This window comes from Pseudomonas sp. PvP100 (assembly GCF_017833055.1).
GTDB lineage: Bacteria > Pseudomonadota > Gammaproteobacteria > Pseudomonadales > Pseudomonadaceae > Aquipseudomonas > Aquipseudomonas syringae.
On sequence record NZ_JAFIBO010000001.1, the window covers coordinates 3,569,815 to 3,588,008 of the forward strand.

An 18,194-nucleotide genomic window follows, 5' to 3' on the forward strand; every position below is an offset into this window, starting at 1 on the left:
AAACCCCGCCAGGCATGGCAGGCGGGATGATGCCGGCTGATCAACTGCGCCAGCTTCTGCGCAAATCGATCAGATAGTTGTTTAGCGCATCCGCCTGACGGCTGAAGTGCTCGACGCGCTTCTCGATCACTGCGGTTTCAGGCAGGCGGCTGCTGGCCAGTACACGTTTCAACGCTTCGAGCAATTTACTCATCTCGCGAACGTAGTCGGTCTTGCAGACCTCGACCGAGGCGAGCCCCGAGAGCTGGCCGCGTTTGCTCACTTCGGTTTCCAGCGCTGCGCGAGTCGCGTCAGTCGTTTCCTGCAGTCCTGTCATCTGCGTCTGAAGTCGTTCCCTCAGAGCGATCAGATGACCATAGTCGACGGCCGCATCCAGCAGATCGAGAATATTGGAAACACCGGCGATACCCGCTTTAACGGAGCCGATCAACGGATTCAGGGGATCGACATCCGCCAGCCTCTCCAGAGAAGCGACCAGCGGCTTTAACTTGTCGAAAAAGCTGAGGCTTTCGACATCTCTAATGAGATCGTTGACCGCTGCGGCCTGCCGTACAACTTCCGTCAGACGCGCATGCTCAGTTTCCAGCCTGGCCTCCAGTACAGCGATTTCCTGCTCAAGGGCAGGCGTCAGGTGCTCTACGCCATCGACCCGCACAGCCTCCAGATTGATGAGCGCCCTGTCCAGCGCCTTGGCCTGGCTGCTCAAAGAGGCCTCCCTTGTATCCAGCAGCAGGCTGATCTCCTCGTTGAAGTCAGCGATTGCAGCGCTGCTTTTAGCGTCTTCAGGATCACCTCTCAACTTCTCGACAGCCTCAAGAAAAGGCAGCATCTCTTCGCTGTTGTACATATGCGGAACAAGCGTCAGTGTATCCAGTGCCTCCTTGTCGACATGACCGACCTCACTGAGCAGGCTGTGCAAGGCCTCGTTCATGACCGGTAAATAAATATCACCCAGCCTATCGGCCTCGCGCTTGAGTTTTTCACGACTGGCAATAATGATTTCCATATCAGGTGTGGGCAGTTGAGCGGGCGTAGCAAGTACATGAACATTCATAACAGCATTCTCTTTAACGTTAAGGTGGGCAACACTCACGCAACGGGTTCGTCCAGTGCATTGTTAAAAGCGGTCAACAGATCGAAGGCCTGGACCTGAATCTCCCTCCAATTGCTCATGAGGGTTTGGAAGCGGGAAACGAAACTGACCAGGTACAAGGCATTATTGGTATTTTTAATACGATCGTAGGAGGCGTCGACCAGCTCTTCCAGCAATACCCACAGGCTCTCTATATTACTGACGCTACTGGCCGCCCCGTCGACTCTGGCTTTCAAATCCTGCAGACTGGTTTCGAAGGCCAGCAAGTCGCTCAACAACGCGTTGGATTGTTTTATCTTCTTCTCTATCTGGCGTTTTTCTTCAATCAGACGATCTTTTTCATCGAGAGCCTTCGATGCCTTCGGGCCAAAGATGGACAGGGAAACAGCCCCGCCGACAAGTCCCCACCAGAAACCGATCCACTTGTATTCGCAGTACTCTTCGTACTCGGCAAGTTTATGATTGATGCGTCCGTTGAGCTGATCGACGTCCGCAGTGAGCCGGGCAATTTCGTCATCAGTGTCGCCGGAGCCGGCCAACCTTATTTTCAACGCCACGCCGGGCGCTATCTCGTCTTTTAGACGACGCTTGAAATCGGTCACCCCGACTCGGGTTCGCGTGGTGCTGGCACTATGGTCCTTGATATGTACCTTGAGTTCATCGACCAGCGACAACAGCCCGGGCAGTTTCTTGCTGTCCTGGTCCATCAGTGCAACGGGGGGCATTGCATCAATCTGCGACGGCGTCAGGTCCCCCACTTGCAGGGTCTGGTAGGAATCGAGTCCTTTGATGAAATCCACCACATCCGTTGCGATGGCGATCAGATTGCCCGAGAAAACGTACAGGTCGCTGCCGACTTTCTGCATGGCGGTTTCAATCGCCGACCAGCTCTTGGCATGGGCTTGAATACCGAGGTACAGCTCGACGATCGCTTCTGCCCCAAGGCCGGGAATGCCGTTGTCCTGCCCCCCTGTCAGCTGGCTGACTTCGTCCAGTGTGGTCGGCAGTTCCAGGCCCGTATTGACATAACGCCTGATGCGGCGAACATCTTCGTTGGTAATCAACAAGCCCGGGGCACGCGCCACCTCTGCGCCCCGACTGGTCAGGGTATCCATCAAGTCCTTGCTGACACGACTGACTTCTTCGACGCTGTGTGCTTCGCCGTCCGTAAATTGCGGTTCAACGGTCGTAACCATGATTAATTTCCTTATTATGTAGAGCCTGTTTTGCGCCGACTATAAATCGGTGCTTCAAGGTCATTGGAAATTAACAAAGGGTATCGACTTCACACAGTGAGCGGAACGGACAACACCTGTAGGAATAAGCAACACACACTGCTGGGTCTATTATATTACCCCGCAAACGTTTAATAACACGCCCCTCACTTACTGCACGTTTCAGCGCACCGAGACTTATATAATTATTTTTTACGGGCAAAAAAAAACCCATTTTCATGGGTTTTTTTTGCCGCGAGGAAATTACAGGTAGAACGACTTCAGCGGCGGGAAGCCATTGAATTCCACTGCGCTGTAGCTGGTGGTGTAGGCGCCGGTGGACAACCAGTACATACGATCACCGATGGCCAGGTTGAGTGGCAGGCCGTACTTGTAGTTTTCGTACATGATGTCGGCGCTGTCGCAGGTAGGACCGGCGATGACCACCTCTTCCATTTCGCCTTTCTTCTCGGTCCAGATCGGAAACTTGATGGCTTCGTCCATGGTTTCGATCAGACCGGAGAACTTGCCCACGTCGGTGTATACCCAACGCTCGACCGCGGTACGCGACTTGCGGGCAACCAGTACCACTTCGCTGACCAGGATGCCGGCGTTGGAGATCAACGAACGGCCCGGCTCGAGAATGATTTCCGGCAGGTCATCACCGAAGTCTTCCTTCAGGAAGCGGATGATCTCTTCGGCGTAGGTTTCCAGGCTGTTGGTGCGGGTGATGTAGTTGGCCGGGAAGCCGCCACCCATGTTGATCAGCTTGAGAACGATGCCGTCTTCTTCTTTCAGACGCTCGAAGATCACTTTGACCTTGGCAATGGCAGCGTCCCAGACGCTGATGTCACGCTGCTGCGAGCCGACGTGGAACGAGATGCCGTAAGGCACAAGACCCAGGTCGCGGGCAAGAATCAGCAGGTCCATGGCCATGTCGGTCTGGCAGCCGAATTTGCGCGACAGAGGCCAGTCGGCCGTGGTCGAACCTTCGGTCAGGATGCGCACGTAGACTTTCGAGCCCGGTGCCGCCTTGGCAATGTTACGCAGGTCGGCTTCGGAGTCGGTGGCGAACAGACGCACGCCCTTCTCGTAGAAGTAACGAATGTCCTTGGATTTCTTGATGGTGTTGCCGTAGCTCATACGCTCCGGGCCGACACCACAGCTCAGGACCTTGTCCAGCTCGTAGATCGACGCGATGTCGAAGCTCGAACCCTTTTCCTTGAGCAGATTGATGACTTCAACGGCAGGGTTGGCCTTGACCGCATAATAAACCTTGGCGAATTCGAAGCCCGCACGCAGGTCGTCATATGCCTTGCTGATGATGTCAGTATCAATGACCACGAACGGGGTTTCTTGCTTGTCAGCGAACGCCTTCATTTTCTTGAAGGTTTCGGCTGAGTAGTAGTCTTCGACATTGATCGGCATGCTGCTGGAACTCCTATTGGCAAACGGTATTGGTCAATGGGTACAAATGAACGCCCTCCGTATCCCCACTTTGGTTCGCCTACTTCCCAAGGCATGTCGCCGAAAGCAAAAAGGCCCTGAAGGGCTGCCTTCCTGGCCTTGCTGTCTCGTCGTCAGTACTTGAGCCGGATGGATCGTTTCCAGCATGGACGTTCGGCGCGAACTTTAGGACCTGAGGGGCCGGATATCAACAAAAAATGTCGCGTTTTTGCACAGGGCTTTTGAGTTGCCTTCCCAAAGACCTGTTTAACCGACCTGCATGACAGGCAGATGTTCCCCACCTCCGTCGCCATTGCCTTTTCGCAGCGCTCCAGGCCATCAACTTTTCAACGCCAGGCAAAGCGAGTCAGCCTGTCAGTTCTGTCAGTAGACGGATGCAGAGGACGCGCGCTCAATAAATAGCTCAGACCGCCCATTCAGGTAACGATCATGGATGACCGACACCCCCACGCCGCCAGCGCCGTTGCGCCCAGTGCAGTTCAAGCAGAAACCCGATGGCAAGCCTTCGGCTTCGGCTCTGCCGAAAGCCATCGCCAACGTCACGCCCGTGCCTGGGCACACACCAACTTTCAGCCGACTAACATTTATGTAACGAAAGGCGATCGGCTGGAAATAACCGCAACCAGTCTGTACATGAATCTGGTGTCTGCAGTGATCGGGGTGCCCGAACTGGATACACCCACCCCGTACCCGCTGAAGCGTGGCCTGAACGTCCTTGTCGCTACCAACACAGGCCTGCTGGGCTTTACCAATCTGGACCCGCTCGGTCACGTGATTCTGGATATAGCAGGACAGTACAACCATGTGCCGTTTTTCAGAATGGACATGACCAACCTGGAATGGGAACAGCAGATGGCGCAATACAGCAATGCGCCCGTCGTGCTGCTGACCAGCCCCAGGGCCATCATCGTGGTGCGGTACAACAGCGCTCGGAACTATCTGTCCAATCCAGAGGAATTGATGGCCCGTTACGACAAGGCCATCGAGGCTCAGGACCGGATTTCGGGCGTCGAACAGTACGGCACTGAAGAATGGTCGCTGGACCCCAGCAAACATTTTTATGTAGAGGCCGATAAGGGTTACATGTTTGCTAAAAACGGCCATATGGGGTTTAACGGGGCGACTCCCCTGGCCCAATTACTGTCAACCCTCTCTGACGACGGTTGGGGGCCTTGGCACGAAAGCGGTCATCAACGGCAACTCGCCCCCATGACATGGGGCAGCGGCACTGGAATGACAGAAGTGACGGTCAATCTCTACTCGATGGCGACCCAGGAGTTTTTTTGCGGGCGTGCCCATAACATCGACTCCAGGTACACGGCCGTAAAACAATACCTGCTCGGCACAGTGCGCGAATATGAAGACATCAAAGACGTCATGCAAAAACTCGTGATGCTCTGGCAATTGCGTCTTAGCTTCGGTACTTCGTTTTACCCGCAATTGCACCAGCGCTATCGGCTCATGAACAACCCGCCCACCGTCAACGACGATAAAGCGCAGCGCTTCATCGTCGAAACCTCGCTGCTGAGCCATCTCAACCTGGCGGAATTCTTTGATCGCTGGGGATTGTACCCAACCCCTGCAACCCTCAACCAGATCGCCGACCTGCCCGCATTGACACTGGCCATTTGGGAAAATGACGCTGAGACGACGATCCCAATCGATCTGCCATTGCTGACTTATATCCCGCAGCTTGCGCATATCCTGTCCAGCGTGCACGGTACCTTTCAAGACCGGATAAAGTTTACCGTTGCCGAGCAATGGTACACGCCATACCGTTACGAGATAACGCTCAACGGAGCGTTAGTGGCGTGGGTAGACAATGGCGAATGCGTGGGTTGTGAAGCGCGTATCGAAGAAGGCATCGCCTACGTGGAAGCCAGCACACCCATCTCCGAAGGGGACGAAGCGTCGGTCAAGGTGGTTGCTGGGGGCAAGCTATACGCTGTGGCCAGTACGGCATCACGCCCCATCCTGCTGTTCAATATCAAGGCATTGTTTACCGATGACCGTTGCACTGAGCTCAGCCCCGGCATTACCCAGCCAAGGCTTGACGTTCTTTTCTCCAATCTGGATGAAGACCGGACCGATGAACTGCACGGTCGCCTATTGAACCGTGCACAACGGTTACTCCTGCAAAAAACTATAAGAAGCGTGATCGTCAGTGCAGGACTTGTCCAGGTGACGTTCGAGGGTGAGGCTTTCAAGAGTCATGATTATACGATTATCTTCGGAGCCCCTCCTTATGCGACGCTTGAAAAAGGCTACCCCAACGGCTCCGAACTCATCGATAACACCTGGATACGCCCCGGCGGCGTAGGCCATCAAGAGGTGACCATCACGGCAGCTGGAGGCATCGGGAAAACTTATACCCTGTTCTCCGGCAACGTCGAGCAGGCAAAAATCGCCCTGCCTATCCGCCAGCTCTTCACGGACTCTACGATGACCCGACTGGTAGCAGGTGTCGATCAGGCAAGCGTTGATGCCCTGTACATGACCGTCAACGGCAACCCGCTCATCAGCGTGACAAACCGGGCAGCGTACCGTTCTTATCTGGCCATTGCCCAGAGCCTGTTGTTACGACTGACCGTCGCGAAGGTCGTCAGAACAGATGACCTGCTGGAGGTGTATTTCGAGGGCGACACGTTCAAAAAGCATAACTACAAGCTTTTCGTCAACGACCTCTATGCCTCCGAGATCACCCAAGGCAACGCCTACTATTCAAGTGTGTCCAACCGGGTCTGGACCAGCAACAAGAAGTTCGGGGGTAATGACCACTGTAAAGTGATCGTCGAGTATCAGGGGGTCGTGACAACGTTGTATGAGAGCGATGCTGCAGACGCCATGACGGCGTCTGCATTGCAGGAAAGCGACGCCACTCAATGTGGCCTGGAGAAGTTCCAAGTGTGAACATTGCCGCCAGCCATGACGCTGGCGGCAACGCAGCCGGTCAGGAAGCCACTTGCTCGGCTGGCGAAACAATACTGGTCTTCATGCCACGCGAACGGCCCGAGCTCAGATAAGCCGCAATGGACTCTTGCGTCACTTCACCCAGGAACACGTTCTCGGCATCCAGCACCGGCAGCCAGGCACGGTTGAACTCGTACATGCGCGACAGCAGGATGCGCAAATGTTCGTCGTAAGCAGCAGTGGCGTTGAATTCACGCAGGAACTGCGCGCACGTGCCCTGCTGACGGTGCAGGTCACGACGACGCACATAGCCCATTGCCTTGTTCTCGCTGTCGGTGACAACGATATAGCGACGGTCGTTTTCGTCCATCACTTCCAGTGCGTCGGCAACCGGAGTTTCCGGGCTGACCGACGGCGCGTTGTCGGCTGCATCTTCGGCCTTGACCAGCAGCAGACGCTTGAGGGTGCTGTCCTGGCCGACGAAGCTGCTGACGAAGTCGTCAGCCGGATGAGCGAGCAAGGTGTCCGGGTGATCGATCTGCAGCAGTTTGCCGCCACGGAAGATAGCGATTTTGTCGCCCAGCTTGATGGCTTCGTCGATGTCGTGGCTGACCATGATCACGGTCTTGTTCAGCGCGCGCTGCATCTCGAAGAACTCGTTCTGGATCATCTCGCGGTTGATCGGGTCGACCGCACCGAACGGTTCGTCCATCAACAGCAGAGGTGCGTCGGCTGCCAGGGCACGGATCACGCCGATACGCTGTTGCTGGCCGCCGGACAGTTCACGCGGGTAACGATGCAGGTACTGCTTGGGCTCCAGTTTGATCATGCTCATCAGTTCGCGAGCACGGTCATGGCAACGCTGCTTGTCCCAACCGAGCAGCTTGGGCACGACCACGATGTTCTCTTCGATGGTCATGTTTGGGAACAGACCGATCTGCTGAATCACGTAGCCGATGTTGCGACGCAGGGTCACTTCGTCAAGACCAGTGGTGTCTTCGCCATTGATCAGCACTTTGCCGGAGGTTGGCATGATCAGGCGGTTGATCATTTTCAACGTAGTGCTCTTGCCGCAGCCCGACGGGCCGAGGAAGACGCAGATTTCGCCTTCGTTGACCGTGAGGCTGACCGAATCGACAGCCTTCACTTCTTTGCCGTTGCTCTGGAAAGTCTTGGAGAGGTTCTGGAGTTCGATCATTTCAGTAATCCTTTTGGAGTCAGCGTGCGTTGCAGCCATTGCAGGAGAAGGTCGGCGATAATGGCCAGAATGCTGACCAGTACCGCGCCGACGATCAGCATCGACATATCGCTGCGGCTGATAGAAGCAAGAATGAGTACACCCAGACCACCGGCACCGATGGTCGCGGCGATGGTCATGACACCGATATTCATCACCACGGCGGTGCGCACACCGGCGAGGATCACAGGCACTGCGATAGGCAGCTCGACCATGCGCAGACGCTGGCCGAAGGTCATGCCGATGCCTTTGGCGGCTTCGCGGATACCCGGTTCTACGCCTGTGAGGGCCAGATAGGTGTTACGCATAATCGGCAGCAGCGAGTAAAGGAACACCGCGGTAATCGCCGGCATCGGGCCAAGGCCCTGGCCGAACTTGGAGTAGAACGGCAGCAGCAGGCCGAACAGGGCAATCGACGGCACGGTCAGCAACACCGTGGCGCTGGCCTGCAAAGGGCCCGCCAGCACTGGAAAACGCGTCATCAACACGCCCAACGGCACACCGACGACAATCGCCAGGGTCACGGCGATGCCAACCAGCGTAATGTGCTGCCAGGTCAGGTGCAGGACCTGTGCCCAGTCCAGATGGGAGAAGGCGCTCAAGAAACTCATATCGTCTCCTTCCTTAATTCAATGGGTGCTGACGCAGAAAATCTGCAGCAACCGCGGATGGGCTTTCATGGCCGACGTCGACACGAGCGTTGAGGTCGATCATGGTCTGGTTGTCCAGCAGATCAGCCAGCGGCTTGAGCGACGTCTCGATGTCCGGATGCTTATCCAGATATTCCTGACGAATCACCGGCGCCGCGGTGTAGTCCGGGAAGTAGTGCTTGTCGTCTTGTAGCACTTTGAGCTTGAACGCGTTCAGGCGACCATCTGTGGTGTAGACAAGCCCTGCGAACACCTGACCGTTCTGCAGCGCGGTGTACACCAAGCCCGAGTCCATCTGCCGAGTGTTTTCACGCCCCAGATTCATGTCGTAATGCTTGACCATGCCGACCAGGCCGTCGGACCGGTTGGCAAACTCGGTGTCCAGCGCGACCAGATGCCCTTCTTTGGCTTCGTCTTTGAACACCTTGGCCAGGTCGGACATGGTGTTGACCTGCGGGTACTTGTCAGCAATCTTCTGCGGCAGCGCCAGCGCATAGGTGTTGTTGAACTTCGACGGCGAAAGCCAGATCAGGCCTTTCTTTGCATCGACTTCCTTGACCCGCGCATAGGTCTGGGCGCTGTCGAGTTTTTCGTCGATGTGGTTGTAGGACACCAGCGACACACCGGTGTATTCCCACAACAGATCCAGCTGACCACTTTCCTGTGCGCTGCGCGCCAGGTTGCTGCCCAGGCCGCCAGTGATTTGCACGTCGTAGTTCTTGGTCCGCAGGTATTGTGCGGTCAGTTCAGCGAGGATGGTCTGTTCGGTGAACACCCGTGCGCCGACACGCAACAGCGGCTTTTCTGCAGCTTGGGCCAATGCCGGAAACAGCAAGGCAAAGCCTAAAAACAAGCATATTCTTTTCATGAGATTTCCTTCGCTCAGCGAGCCAGTCCGCGTTCCAGCCAAAGACGACTGGCCAGTATCACCAGACCATCGAGCAGCAGCGCCAGCAGAGCGGTACACGCCGCACCCAGCACCAATTGCGGTTGGTTGTTCAACGCAATGCCCGGGAAAATCAGACTGCCAAGGCTATTGGCACCGATGAGAAACGCCAGCGGCGCGGTCCCGACATTGATCGCCAGTGCGACCCGCACGCCACCGATGATGATCGGTACAGCGTTGGGCAACTCGACACGCCACAGCACCTGGCGCGGAGTCATGCCAATACCGACGGCAGCTTCCTTGAGTGAACCCTGTACGTTTTTCAGGCCTTCGTAGGTGTTACGCACGATCGGCAACAGCGAGGCGAGAAACAGCGCGAAGATCGCCGGCCCGCTGCCGATCCCGAGAATCCCGAGGGCAATGGCCAGAACGGCGAGAGGAGGAACGGTGTTGCCAATATTGAATATCTGCATGAAGCGTTCGGCGCGTCCAACCATACTCGGTCGGCTGAGGGCAATGCCCGCAGGGATGCCGACCACCAGGGCCGCCAACATTGAAACCACAACCAGAATCAGATGAGCCTGAAGATAGAACAGCAGGTCATCCTGGTATTGCTTGATAGTACTAACGCCGATCCAGTGGATCAGCAGGGCCAGGAGTGCGATCGCAACCGCACCTCCCAATAGCCCCTTGCCATAGCGATTTGCCACAGGCGGACTCCTTATTTCAGTCGGCGAACGCGTTGACCTGGACGTCCGGGGAGGACGCCGGCAATGACGTTCGCGAAGAGCAGCGGGTGGGTCGCCGGTAAGGGTTTAACCTCGGCGAAAACACAAGCCATAAGCGCAGCTTCGTCAAACCAACATGCTGATGAATCAGCCCCTTGCGTTGGCTTCGTTGCGAGCCTTGACGGGGGAGTGGACGTCTCCACGACCTGAAAGGTTCCCACACGAGACATTATCTGGCCATCGTTTATTGTCTGAACGGTTCGGTTATTGCCGCGAGTTGAGCTATAATCTGCGCCCTTTTTCAATCCCATCCCAGGCGATTTCCCATGACCCAACAGGCCGCCGAAGTCGCGAAACGCCGCACTTTCGCCATTATTTCCCACCCGGATGCGGGTAAAACCACCATCACGGAAAAACTCCTGCTGATGGGCAAGGCCATTTCCGTCGCCGGTACGGTCAAGTCGCGTAAATCCGACCGTCACGCCACCTCCGACTGGATGGAAATGGAGAAACAGCGTGGTATCTCCATTACCACGTCCGTGATGCAGTTTCCGTATCGCGACCACATGATCAACCTGCTCGACACCCCGGGCCACGAAGACTTCTCCGAAGACACCTATCGCACCCTGACAGCGGTCGACTCGGCTTTGATGGTCCTCGACGGCGGTAAAGGCGTCGAGCCGCGCACCATCGCGCTGATGGATGTCTGCCGTCTGCGTGACACGCCTATTGTCAGTTTCATCAACAAGCTCGACCGTGATATCCGCGACCCGATCGAGCTGCTCGATGAAATCGAAGCGGTCCTCAAGATCAAGGCGGCACCGATCACCTGGCCGATCGGTTGCTACCGGGACTTCAAGGGTGTCTACCACCTGGCCGATGACTACATCATTGTCTACACCGCGGGTCACGGCCACGAGCGCACCGAAACCAAAATCATCGAGAAGCTCGATTCGGACGAAGCCCGCGCCCACTTGGGCGATGAATACGAGCGCTTCGTCGAGCAATTGGAGCTGGTACAGGGTGCCTGCCACGAATTCAACCAGCAGGAATTCATCGACGGTCAGCTGACCCCGGTGTTCTTCGGTACCGCGCTGGGCAACTTCGGCGTCGATCATGTACTCGATGCCGTGGTGAACTGGGCGCCCAAGCCGCTGGCACGTGTGGCCAACGAGCGCACCGTCGAGCCGGCGGAAGAGAAATTCAGCGGCTTCGTGTTCAAGATCCAGGCGAACATGGACCCCAAGCACCGCGACCGCATCGCTTTCATGCGTATCTGCTCGGGCCGTTACGACAAGGGCATGAAGATGCGCCATGTGCGCCTGGGCAAGGACGTACGGATCGGCGACGCGCTGACGTTCTTCTCATCGGAACGCGAGCAGCTAGAAGAAGCCTACGCCGGCGACATCATCGGCTTGCACAACCACGGCACCATCCAAATCGGCGATACCTTCACCGAAGGCGAAGCCCTGGGGTTCACCGGTATTCCGCACTTCGCACCAGAGCTGTTCCGTCGCGTACGCCTGAAGGACCCGCTCAAGTCCAAGCAACTGCGTCAGGGTCTGCAACAGCTGGCCGAAGAAGGCGCCACGCAGGTGTTCTTCCCGCAGCGCAGCAACGACATCATCCTCGGCGCCGTCGGTGTGCTGCAGTTCGATGTGGTCGCCAGCCGTCTCAAGGAAGAATACAAGGTTGAATGCGCCTACGAGCCAATCACTGTGTGGTCAGCCCGCTGGATCGACTGCGACGACAAGAAGAAGCTCGAAGAGTTTGAGAACAAGGCGGTGGAAAACCTCGCAGTGGACGGCGGCGGTCACCTGACCTACCTCGCCCCTACCCGCGTGAACCTGGCGCTGATGGAAGAACGCTGGCCCGACGTGAAATTCCGCGCCACCCGCGAGCACCACTGACCGGCTGATGGCATCGCTGTGTGACGCAGAGCGTCACGAACGGCACTCCCACGCTGGAGCATGAGGAACGATAGTTTTCTAACTATCGTGCCGATGCTCCGCGTCGGCACGCCGTTCTGGACGCTCCGCGTCCTCGCTCGACCGGCATTCGCTGATCTGGATCAACCATTCAGCGCAAAATGAGAATTAATCTCAATAGAGCCTTGCTATTATCCCGATAGGAATTATTCTCATCTGACTTGCACAGGAGATGAGACATGACCTATTTGATCGATGCATGGCTGGACAGACCCCACCCTTACCTGAGAATTCTCCATCGCGAGACGGGGGAAGTGTGTGCCGTACTGGAAGAGGAAGCGCTGGAGGAGTTACGCGATCAGGGCGATCTGGATGTGTGCAGTTTGAGTTCCAGCGAGCCATTGGTGCTCAAGGAGCTGGTGAGAAACCTGTTTCTGTTCTGCTACGCGCGGGCGTTGCGCCCCATGGGTGAGTTGCACTGAGCATGAAGCATCAGCACAACTGCGTCGCTGAACGAATCGGCGCGATCCGTTCAGCGACTATCTGCATCGACCGGGTCGCTTACAGAACGTCCAGCAGTTCCACATCAAACACCAGCACGCTGTGCGGTGCGATGCTGCCTACGCCCTGAGCGCCGTAAGCCAGCTCGCTCGGCACGTGCAGACGCCATTTGCTGCCGGCGTTCATCAGTTGCAGCGCCTCGGTCCAGCCAGCAATCACGCCGCTGACCGGAAATTCGGCCGGCTCGCCACGATCGTAGGAACTGTCGAAGACGTTACCGTCGATCAACGTGCCGTGGTAGTGAACGCGTACCTGATCTTCACGGGTTGGCTTAGGGCCAGTGCCAGCGGTCACGACTTCGAATTGCAGACCCGAAGCCAGCGTGGTCACGCCTTCGCGCTTGGCGTTTTCAGCCAGGTAGGCCTTGCCGGCGCCTGCGGCCTGCTCAGCCTTGGCGGCTGCTTCAGCCTGCATGATTTCGCGGATGACCTTGAAGCTGGCGGACATTTCTTCCTGACCGACACGGCTTGGCTGACCGCCAAACGCATCGCGCAGGCCTGCCACGATGGCTTCCAGATCGACGCCCGGTGGCGGGTTGTCGCGCAACTGATCGCCCAACTGACGGCCAATGCCGTAGCTGACGCGGGTTTCGTCGGTGGACAGATTGACTTCGGACATGACACTGCTCCGTAGAGGGGCACGCAGTCGGTATCACGCAAAACCTGAACGGCAATCACGCTATACGCTGATGCGCCCCGAACCAAAAGGCCGAGCAGCCTAGCACAATTGCCGCTGCAGCCCCTACCGCAGCAGCAATCCGCAGTTGGCGATCAGGACCATGAAGAATGAAACGAGATCGGCAGGCGCATTTCAGAGCGGTCATTAACCGGCATGCCGCACAGCTCGTCATGGACCACGCAATGGACCAGGTAAAAAGGCACCACCGGTATGTCCTTGAGCAAGTCCCGGGCGTGCTCTACCGAGCGAAGATGCAGGGTCTTGCCCGCTGGGTCCTTGAGCATCACCGAAGTGCCATTCATGCGCACATCCAGTAGATAGATGCCGCCTTCGATGGAGATCAGGTTCAGCTCATCGACCCGCCCGGCCTGGGCGTGGCCGATAAATTCCTGATAATTCATGATCGAACCTCCTGCGCAAACGCCTGATGCATCGGAACGGACGTTTTACAACACACAGCGCCGACATGCCAGAAACGATAATGCCCGCCCCTGTCATTCAGCGTTGTCTCAGTGCTTGGTGACCTTGTCCAGATAGCCCATCGCAAACGCCGATATCACGAATGTCATGTGGATAATCACGTACCACATCAGGTATTCGGGCTTGATGTTGGTGGCATCCATGAACACTCGCAACAGGTGGATGGAAGAAATCGCCACAATCGATGCTGCAACTTTCATCTTCAGCGAAGACGAATCCATCGTGCCCAGCCAGTTGAGCTTTTCCTTGTCCTCGTCGATGTCCAGCTGCGACACGAAGTTCTCGTAGCCGGAGATCATCACCATCACCAGCAAGCCACCGACCAGCGCCATGTCGATCAGCGAGAGCAGCACCAGAATCAGGTCTGCTTCGGCCAGCGAGAAGATGTTGGGAATGACGTGAAAGATTTCCTGGAAAAACTTCAGACACAACGCCAACAGGCCAAGGGACAGGCCGAAATAGATCGGCGCCAGCAGCCAGCGCGATGCGTACATGGCATTTTCAAAAAAACGTTCCATTGATACTCGCAAGGTGTTTTAAAGGAGCGGGCGAGTATATCAGCGGTAATGCGCCGCTCTGAGCGTGCGACAAAATAACGCACAGCGGACGTTAGCGCGCTGCTGAGGAAGCTGATTCAAGCCTAGAACAGCGACGAGCTTTGACAGACCATCCTGTCGCTATCGATACGGCGCAGTTCAGCCTGGACATGCAGGGCCCAGATGGGTACGTCATCGGCACATTGATAACCATGCAACGACAGGCTTTCGATAACGCTGGTGAGCACCGATTGCGCTTCGGGCAAGCCTCTGAAAGGCCCCTGGGACTTGATTGCGGAAGGCTGTTCTGCAGCCATTCCGGCCGCGAAGAGCACCATCCACTGTCCGCTGTCACTGCGCAGAGGCCGGATGACACACTCGATACGGGTCATCAGCCCCATGCATTCTCGGGTAAGGCAAAGGCTACGCTGCATGATGCGCTCCTGATCAGCAACAGTATTCATCCTTCTCGTTTAGCAGGATGCACGCCAATCTCCTTGGCCACTGCGATCACCTCAAGACTAGAAGAAAACCACCCCGCGAGAAACTATCCCTGATGAACGGAGCACCGGGCGGCCCTCACCGCCCGGCGCCTGCGCTGTCAGACCTTGAGTTCAGGCTGCAACTGCGCAGGCTCCTTTTCCAGCTCTTCCTTGAGGTCTTCGTCGCTGAGCATCTCTGCGATATCGCGCAGACGCTCCACTACGCGTGCATTGACGCTGCCCTCAGGGAACTCACCATGCTCGTCAGGCGCACCGGCGGGTTCGCCAACCAGCAGGCTCAGCGCCTCATCGGCCTGACGCACCGCGTAGATGTGGAATTGCCCGGCACGTACAGCCTGCACTACACGCTCGTCCAGCATCAGCGTGGTGACGTTGGCCTGCGGAATGATCGCGCCCTGCTCGCCTGTCAGCCCACGGGCTTCGCAGAGGCGGAAGAAGCCCTCGATCTTTTCATTGACCCCGCCCACCGCCTGAACTTCGCCAAACTGGTTGATAGAACCGGTAATCGCGAAGCACTGCTTGAGTGGCGTGCGTGACAGCGCCGAGATCAGCGTGCAGACCTCGCCCAGCGACGCACTGTCGCCGTCCACGTAACCATAGGACTGCTCGAGCGCGATGCTCGCGGAAATCGCCAGCGGGAATTCCTGGGCATAACGACTGCCGAGGTAGCCGGTAAGAATCATCACGCCCTTGGAGTGAATCGGCTGGCCAAGGTTGACCTCGCGCTCAATGTCGACGATCCCGCTGCCGCCCGGGTAAACCGTGGCGGAAATGCGCGCGGGCACGCCGAAGGCCGAGTCGCCGACCTCCAGAACCGTCAGGCCGTTGCACTTGCCGACTGCCGCGCCGTCAGTATCGATCAGGATCACGCCAGCCATCATGTCATCGAGAATCCGCGCCGAAACCCGCCCGGTACGGGTGGCCTTGGCCTTGAGCGCACGCTCGATATGCCCGGCGTCGGTCTTGTCGTCGTTGGCCAGCTGGCGGATGAAATCGGCCTCGCTGACCAACTGGAACAGGTCGCCGATACGCGCCGACAAACGCCCCTGATGCTCGGCCAATCGGGCGCTGTAAGTCGCCAGCCGCGCCACTGCGTCGGCGGTCAAAGGCGCCATGCCCTCTTCCGAGGTCCGGGTCTTGAGCAACTGAGCGAATTGCTCGAGCGTTTCGTCGACCATCGGAATCTCTTCATCGAAGTCGACCAGCACCCGGAACATCTCCTGGAAGTCAGGATCAAGGTCTTGCAGGGTGTAGTACAGCGAACGCGAACCGATGATGATGATTTTGACGTTCCACGGGATCACCTGCGGCGTAAGGCTCACGGTGGCAACGCGGCCAAGCTCGCCCAACGGCGACTCCATCTTCAGCTTGCGCGATTGCAGGGTACGCTTGAGCGCATCCCAGACGAACGGCTCGCCCAGCATCTTCTCGGCTTCCAGAATCAGGAAACCGCCGTTGGCGCGATGCAGCGCGCCGGGGCGCAGTTGCCGATACGTGGTGTACAGCGCGCCCTGATCGGTGCTGTATTCGATGCGCCCGAACAGGTTGTCATAGGTGGGGTGCTGTTCGAAAACCACCGGCGCACCGCCATCACGAGTATTCCCGACCACCAGACTCGGGCTGTACTGCTCTTCCAGCAGCTTGCGCGCCTGGGCGTCGGTCTTCGCGTCATCGACCAACTGCTCGACCAGAGTCTTGAGCAGGTACACCTGCATGGCCTGCAGGTAGGCGCAGACCGCAGCGTTCTCGGCGTATTTTTCCGAGAGAGGTGCCAGCAAGGGTTGCAGGGTCAGGGTGATGGTTTCTTCATTCAACTGACGCAGCTGATTGTTGGACTCGCGCTTCCACTGCGGCAGGCTGGCCAGCTCTTCGTTGAGACGCTCCTCGAGCGCGGAGATATCTTCGTGGAAGCGCTCGCGATCCGCTTCGGGCAGTTGCGAAAACTCGGCCTCGTCCAGCGCCTTGCCATCGGCCATCGGCGTGAACGCGATGTTGGAACTGTCGCGATACAGCGCGATGTCCTTTTCCAGTGACAGGCGCTCGATAACGTCCAGAGCGCGGTCGTAACGCTGATTGAACGCACGGTCGATCGAGCTTTTCTTCTGCTGGTAAGACGGGTGCTCGAAAACCGCCGGGAAGGTCACCAGCAGGTTGTCGATCAGGCCGCCGATGTCGGCGGTGAACTCATGAGCTGTGCCTGGAGGCAGCTCCAGTGCCTTGGGCTCGCGGGGCTCGTCGAAATTGTTGACGTAGACCCAGTCCGACGGCGTCTGCATCCGCTTGCCTTCGGCCTTGAGGTAGCGTTTGACGAACGAAAAGCGCCCGGTGCCGGGCTCGCCCATGACAAATACGTTGTAACCGGGGCGCGGCATGGCAACGCCGAACTGCAGGGCCTCTACGGCTCTCTCCTGGCCAAGGACACCGCGAAAAGGTTCGAGCTCATGGGTGGTCGCAAAGCTGAACTGCTCAGCGGAAAACGGACGGGTCAGCGCGTTGGGCGCCAGGCGTAGGTTGGCTGCGACAGAATCGGGCATCAGTAATCCTTACATCAGGCGGGGCAGATGTCGGCATTCTGGCGCTCGCTGTACACGACTTGCAAGGCAGGAAAGAGCCGAAAAGCATTTGCGTGGGTGCTGCCATGAGCCACGTCCTTAAAAAAGCCGTTTTCAAGCAATAATCTGTAATCGATGACGGAACCCTTGGAACGTGCCTAAACTCCAAACTGCACGGGTGGTTGTTGGTTGGCCGCCTGTCTTGATGTAACGACTCAAGAAACTCGACCCTTGGCTGAACTAAAAAGAGAAAAAGCTATGAAACGGATTCTTCTTGGAACGCTCTTCGCCGCTGTATCGATCAACGCTATGGCTCAAGCACCAGGCGGTCCTGACTGCGGTTGGGGCAACATGCTGTTTGAAGGTCAACGCGGTACTCCAGCTCACTTCCTGGCTTCGACCACCAACGGTACTTCAGGTAACGCCACCTTCGGCATGACCTCCGGCACCAACGGCTGCTCCACCAACGGCGCACTGACCTATGGCGGTAAATCCTGGCTTGCCATGAACGGCATGATGGATGAACTCTCCAAGGACATGGCCATGGGTCAGGGCGAAGCACTGACGACCTACGCTGTGGTACTGGGCGTTGCACCAGAAGACCGCGAGCACTTCGCCGCCGTCACTCACGAGCACTTCTCGCAAATCTTCAGCAAGGCCGACGCCACTGCCGAAGACGTCCACACCAACACCGTCAATGTTCTGAAAAACGATCCGACTCTGGCCAAGTACGCTACCCAGGCTTAAAGTCGTTCGCCCGCCCTTTGTTCG

The 18,194-nt window shown here is 57.2% G+C and carries 16 protein-coding genes; 4 read left to right on the forward strand and 12 right to left on the reverse strand.

Annotation, left to right across the window (positions count from 1 at the left end):
* Positions 1-40: 40 nt before the first annotated feature.
* The 3 genes from JOE39_RS15220 to JOE39_RS15230 form a co-directional block, all read right to left on the reverse strand.
* On the reverse strand, positions 41-1,054 hold the full coding sequence (locus JOE39_RS15220) for an alpha-xenorhabdolysin family binary toxin subunit B (protein ID WP_198699333.1): 1,014 nt from the start codon (positions 1,052-1,054) through the stop codon (positions 41-43).
* Positions 1,055-1,089: 35 nt separating this feature from the next.
* Positions 1,090-2,289, reverse strand: coding sequence for an alpha-xenorhabdolysin family binary toxin subunit A (locus tag JOE39_RS15225; protein ID WP_058444129.1), 1,200 nt, complete (start codon positions 2,287-2,289; stop codon positions 1,090-1,092).
* Between the two features lie 282 nt (positions 2,290-2,571).
* On the reverse strand, positions 2,572-3,735 hold the full coding sequence (locus JOE39_RS15230) for a type III PLP-dependent enzyme (protein ID WP_003313775.1): 1,164 nt from the start codon (positions 3,733-3,735) through the stop codon (positions 2,572-2,574).
* Between the two features lie 468 nt (positions 3,736-4,203).
* Between JOE39_RS15230 and JOE39_RS15235 the strand changes: the two genes are divergently transcribed.
* Positions 4,204-6,684, forward strand: a complete 2,481-nt coding sequence (locus JOE39_RS15235; RefSeq protein WP_210078589.1) for a M60 family metallopeptidase — start codon at positions 4,204-4,206, stop codon at positions 6,682-6,684.
* A gap of 40 nt (positions 6,685-6,724) precedes the next feature.
* Here the strand turns inward: JOE39_RS15235 and JOE39_RS15240 are convergent, their stop codons facing one another.
* Genes JOE39_RS15240 through JOE39_RS15255 form a run of 4 tightly spaced genes read right to left on the reverse strand, consistent with a single transcriptional unit; the run spans position 6,725 to position 10,167 of the window.
* Positions 6,725-7,882 carry an ABC transporter ATP-binding protein gene (locus tag JOE39_RS15240; protein WP_003400013.1) on the reverse strand — a complete coding sequence of 386 codons (1,158 nt, stop codon included), beginning with the start codon at positions 7,880-7,882 and terminating at the stop codon, positions 6,725-6,727.
* Positions 7,879-8,532 carry an ABC transporter permease gene (locus JOE39_RS15245; RefSeq protein ID WP_003396269.1) on the reverse strand — a complete coding sequence of 218 codons (654 nt, stop codon included), beginning with the start codon at positions 8,530-8,532 and terminating at the stop codon, positions 7,879-7,881. Before JOE39_RS15245 ends, JOE39_RS15240 begins: the two co-directional genes overlap by 4 nt.
* Before the next feature lie 13 nt (positions 8,533-8,545).
* Positions 8,546-9,439, reverse strand: coding sequence for a glycine betaine ABC transporter substrate-binding protein (locus JOE39_RS15250; RefSeq protein WP_010418548.1), 894 nt, complete (start codon positions 9,437-9,439; stop codon positions 8,546-8,548).
* Between the two features lie 14 nt (positions 9,440-9,453).
* Entirely contained in the window at positions 9,454-10,167 is a 714-nt protein-coding gene (locus tag JOE39_RS15255; protein WP_003340453.1) for an ABC transporter permease, read from the reverse strand.
* 344 nt (positions 10,168-10,511) lie between these two features.
* Between JOE39_RS15255 and JOE39_RS15260 the strand changes: the two genes are divergently transcribed.
* Both JOE39_RS15260 and JOE39_RS15265 read left to right on the forward strand, forming a co-directional pair.
* Positions 10,512-12,095, forward strand: coding sequence for a peptide chain release factor 3 (locus JOE39_RS15260; RefSeq protein WP_003396266.1), 1,584 nt, complete (start codon positions 10,512-10,514; stop codon positions 12,093-12,095).
* A gap of 257 nt (positions 12,096-12,352) precedes the next feature.
* A complete protein-coding gene (locus JOE39_RS15265; RefSeq protein WP_002555214.1) occupies positions 12,353-12,595 on the forward strand; it encodes a hypothetical protein in 243 nt (80 codons plus the stop codon).
* A gap of 79 nt (positions 12,596-12,674) precedes the next feature.
* Here JOE39_RS15265 and JOE39_RS15270 read toward each other — a convergent pair whose 3' ends face one another.
* The 5 genes from JOE39_RS15270 to JOE39_RS15290 form a co-directional block, all read right to left on the reverse strand.
* Positions 12,675-13,292 carry an FKBP-type peptidyl-prolyl cis-trans isomerase gene (locus tag JOE39_RS15270; RefSeq protein ID WP_003340445.1) on the reverse strand — a complete coding sequence of 206 codons (618 nt, stop codon included), beginning with the start codon at positions 13,290-13,292 and terminating at the stop codon, positions 12,675-12,677.
* A 152-nt stretch (positions 13,293-13,444) separates the two neighbouring features.
* Entirely contained in the window at positions 13,445-13,753 is a 309-nt protein-coding gene (locus JOE39_RS15275; protein ID WP_004411837.1) for a DUF6482 family protein, read from the reverse strand.
* Positions 13,754-13,861: 108 nt separating this feature from the next.
* Positions 13,862-14,350 carry a TIGR00645 family protein gene (locus JOE39_RS15280; protein WP_003313787.1) on the reverse strand — a complete coding sequence of 163 codons (489 nt, stop codon included), beginning with the start codon at positions 14,348-14,350 and terminating at the stop codon, positions 13,862-13,864.
* Positions 14,351-14,472: 122 nt separating this feature from the next.
* Positions 14,473-14,802, reverse strand: coding sequence for a hypothetical protein (locus JOE39_RS15285; protein ID WP_004416072.1), 330 nt, complete (start codon positions 14,800-14,802; stop codon positions 14,473-14,475).
* A gap of 167 nt (positions 14,803-14,969) precedes the next feature.
* Complete coding sequence (locus JOE39_RS15290) at positions 14,970-17,405, reverse strand: ATP-binding protein (protein WP_003424634.1); 2,436 nt, start codon at positions 17,403-17,405, stop codon at positions 14,970-14,972.
* A gap of 276 nt (positions 17,406-17,681) precedes the next feature.
* Here JOE39_RS15290 and JOE39_RS15295 point away from each other — a divergent pair, with 276 nt between their 5' ends.
* Positions 17,682-18,170, forward strand: a complete 489-nt coding sequence (locus tag JOE39_RS15295) for a DUF3015 domain-containing protein (RefSeq protein WP_002555221.1) — start codon at positions 17,682-17,684, stop codon at positions 18,168-18,170.
* Positions 18,171-18,194 lie beyond the last annotated feature (24 nt).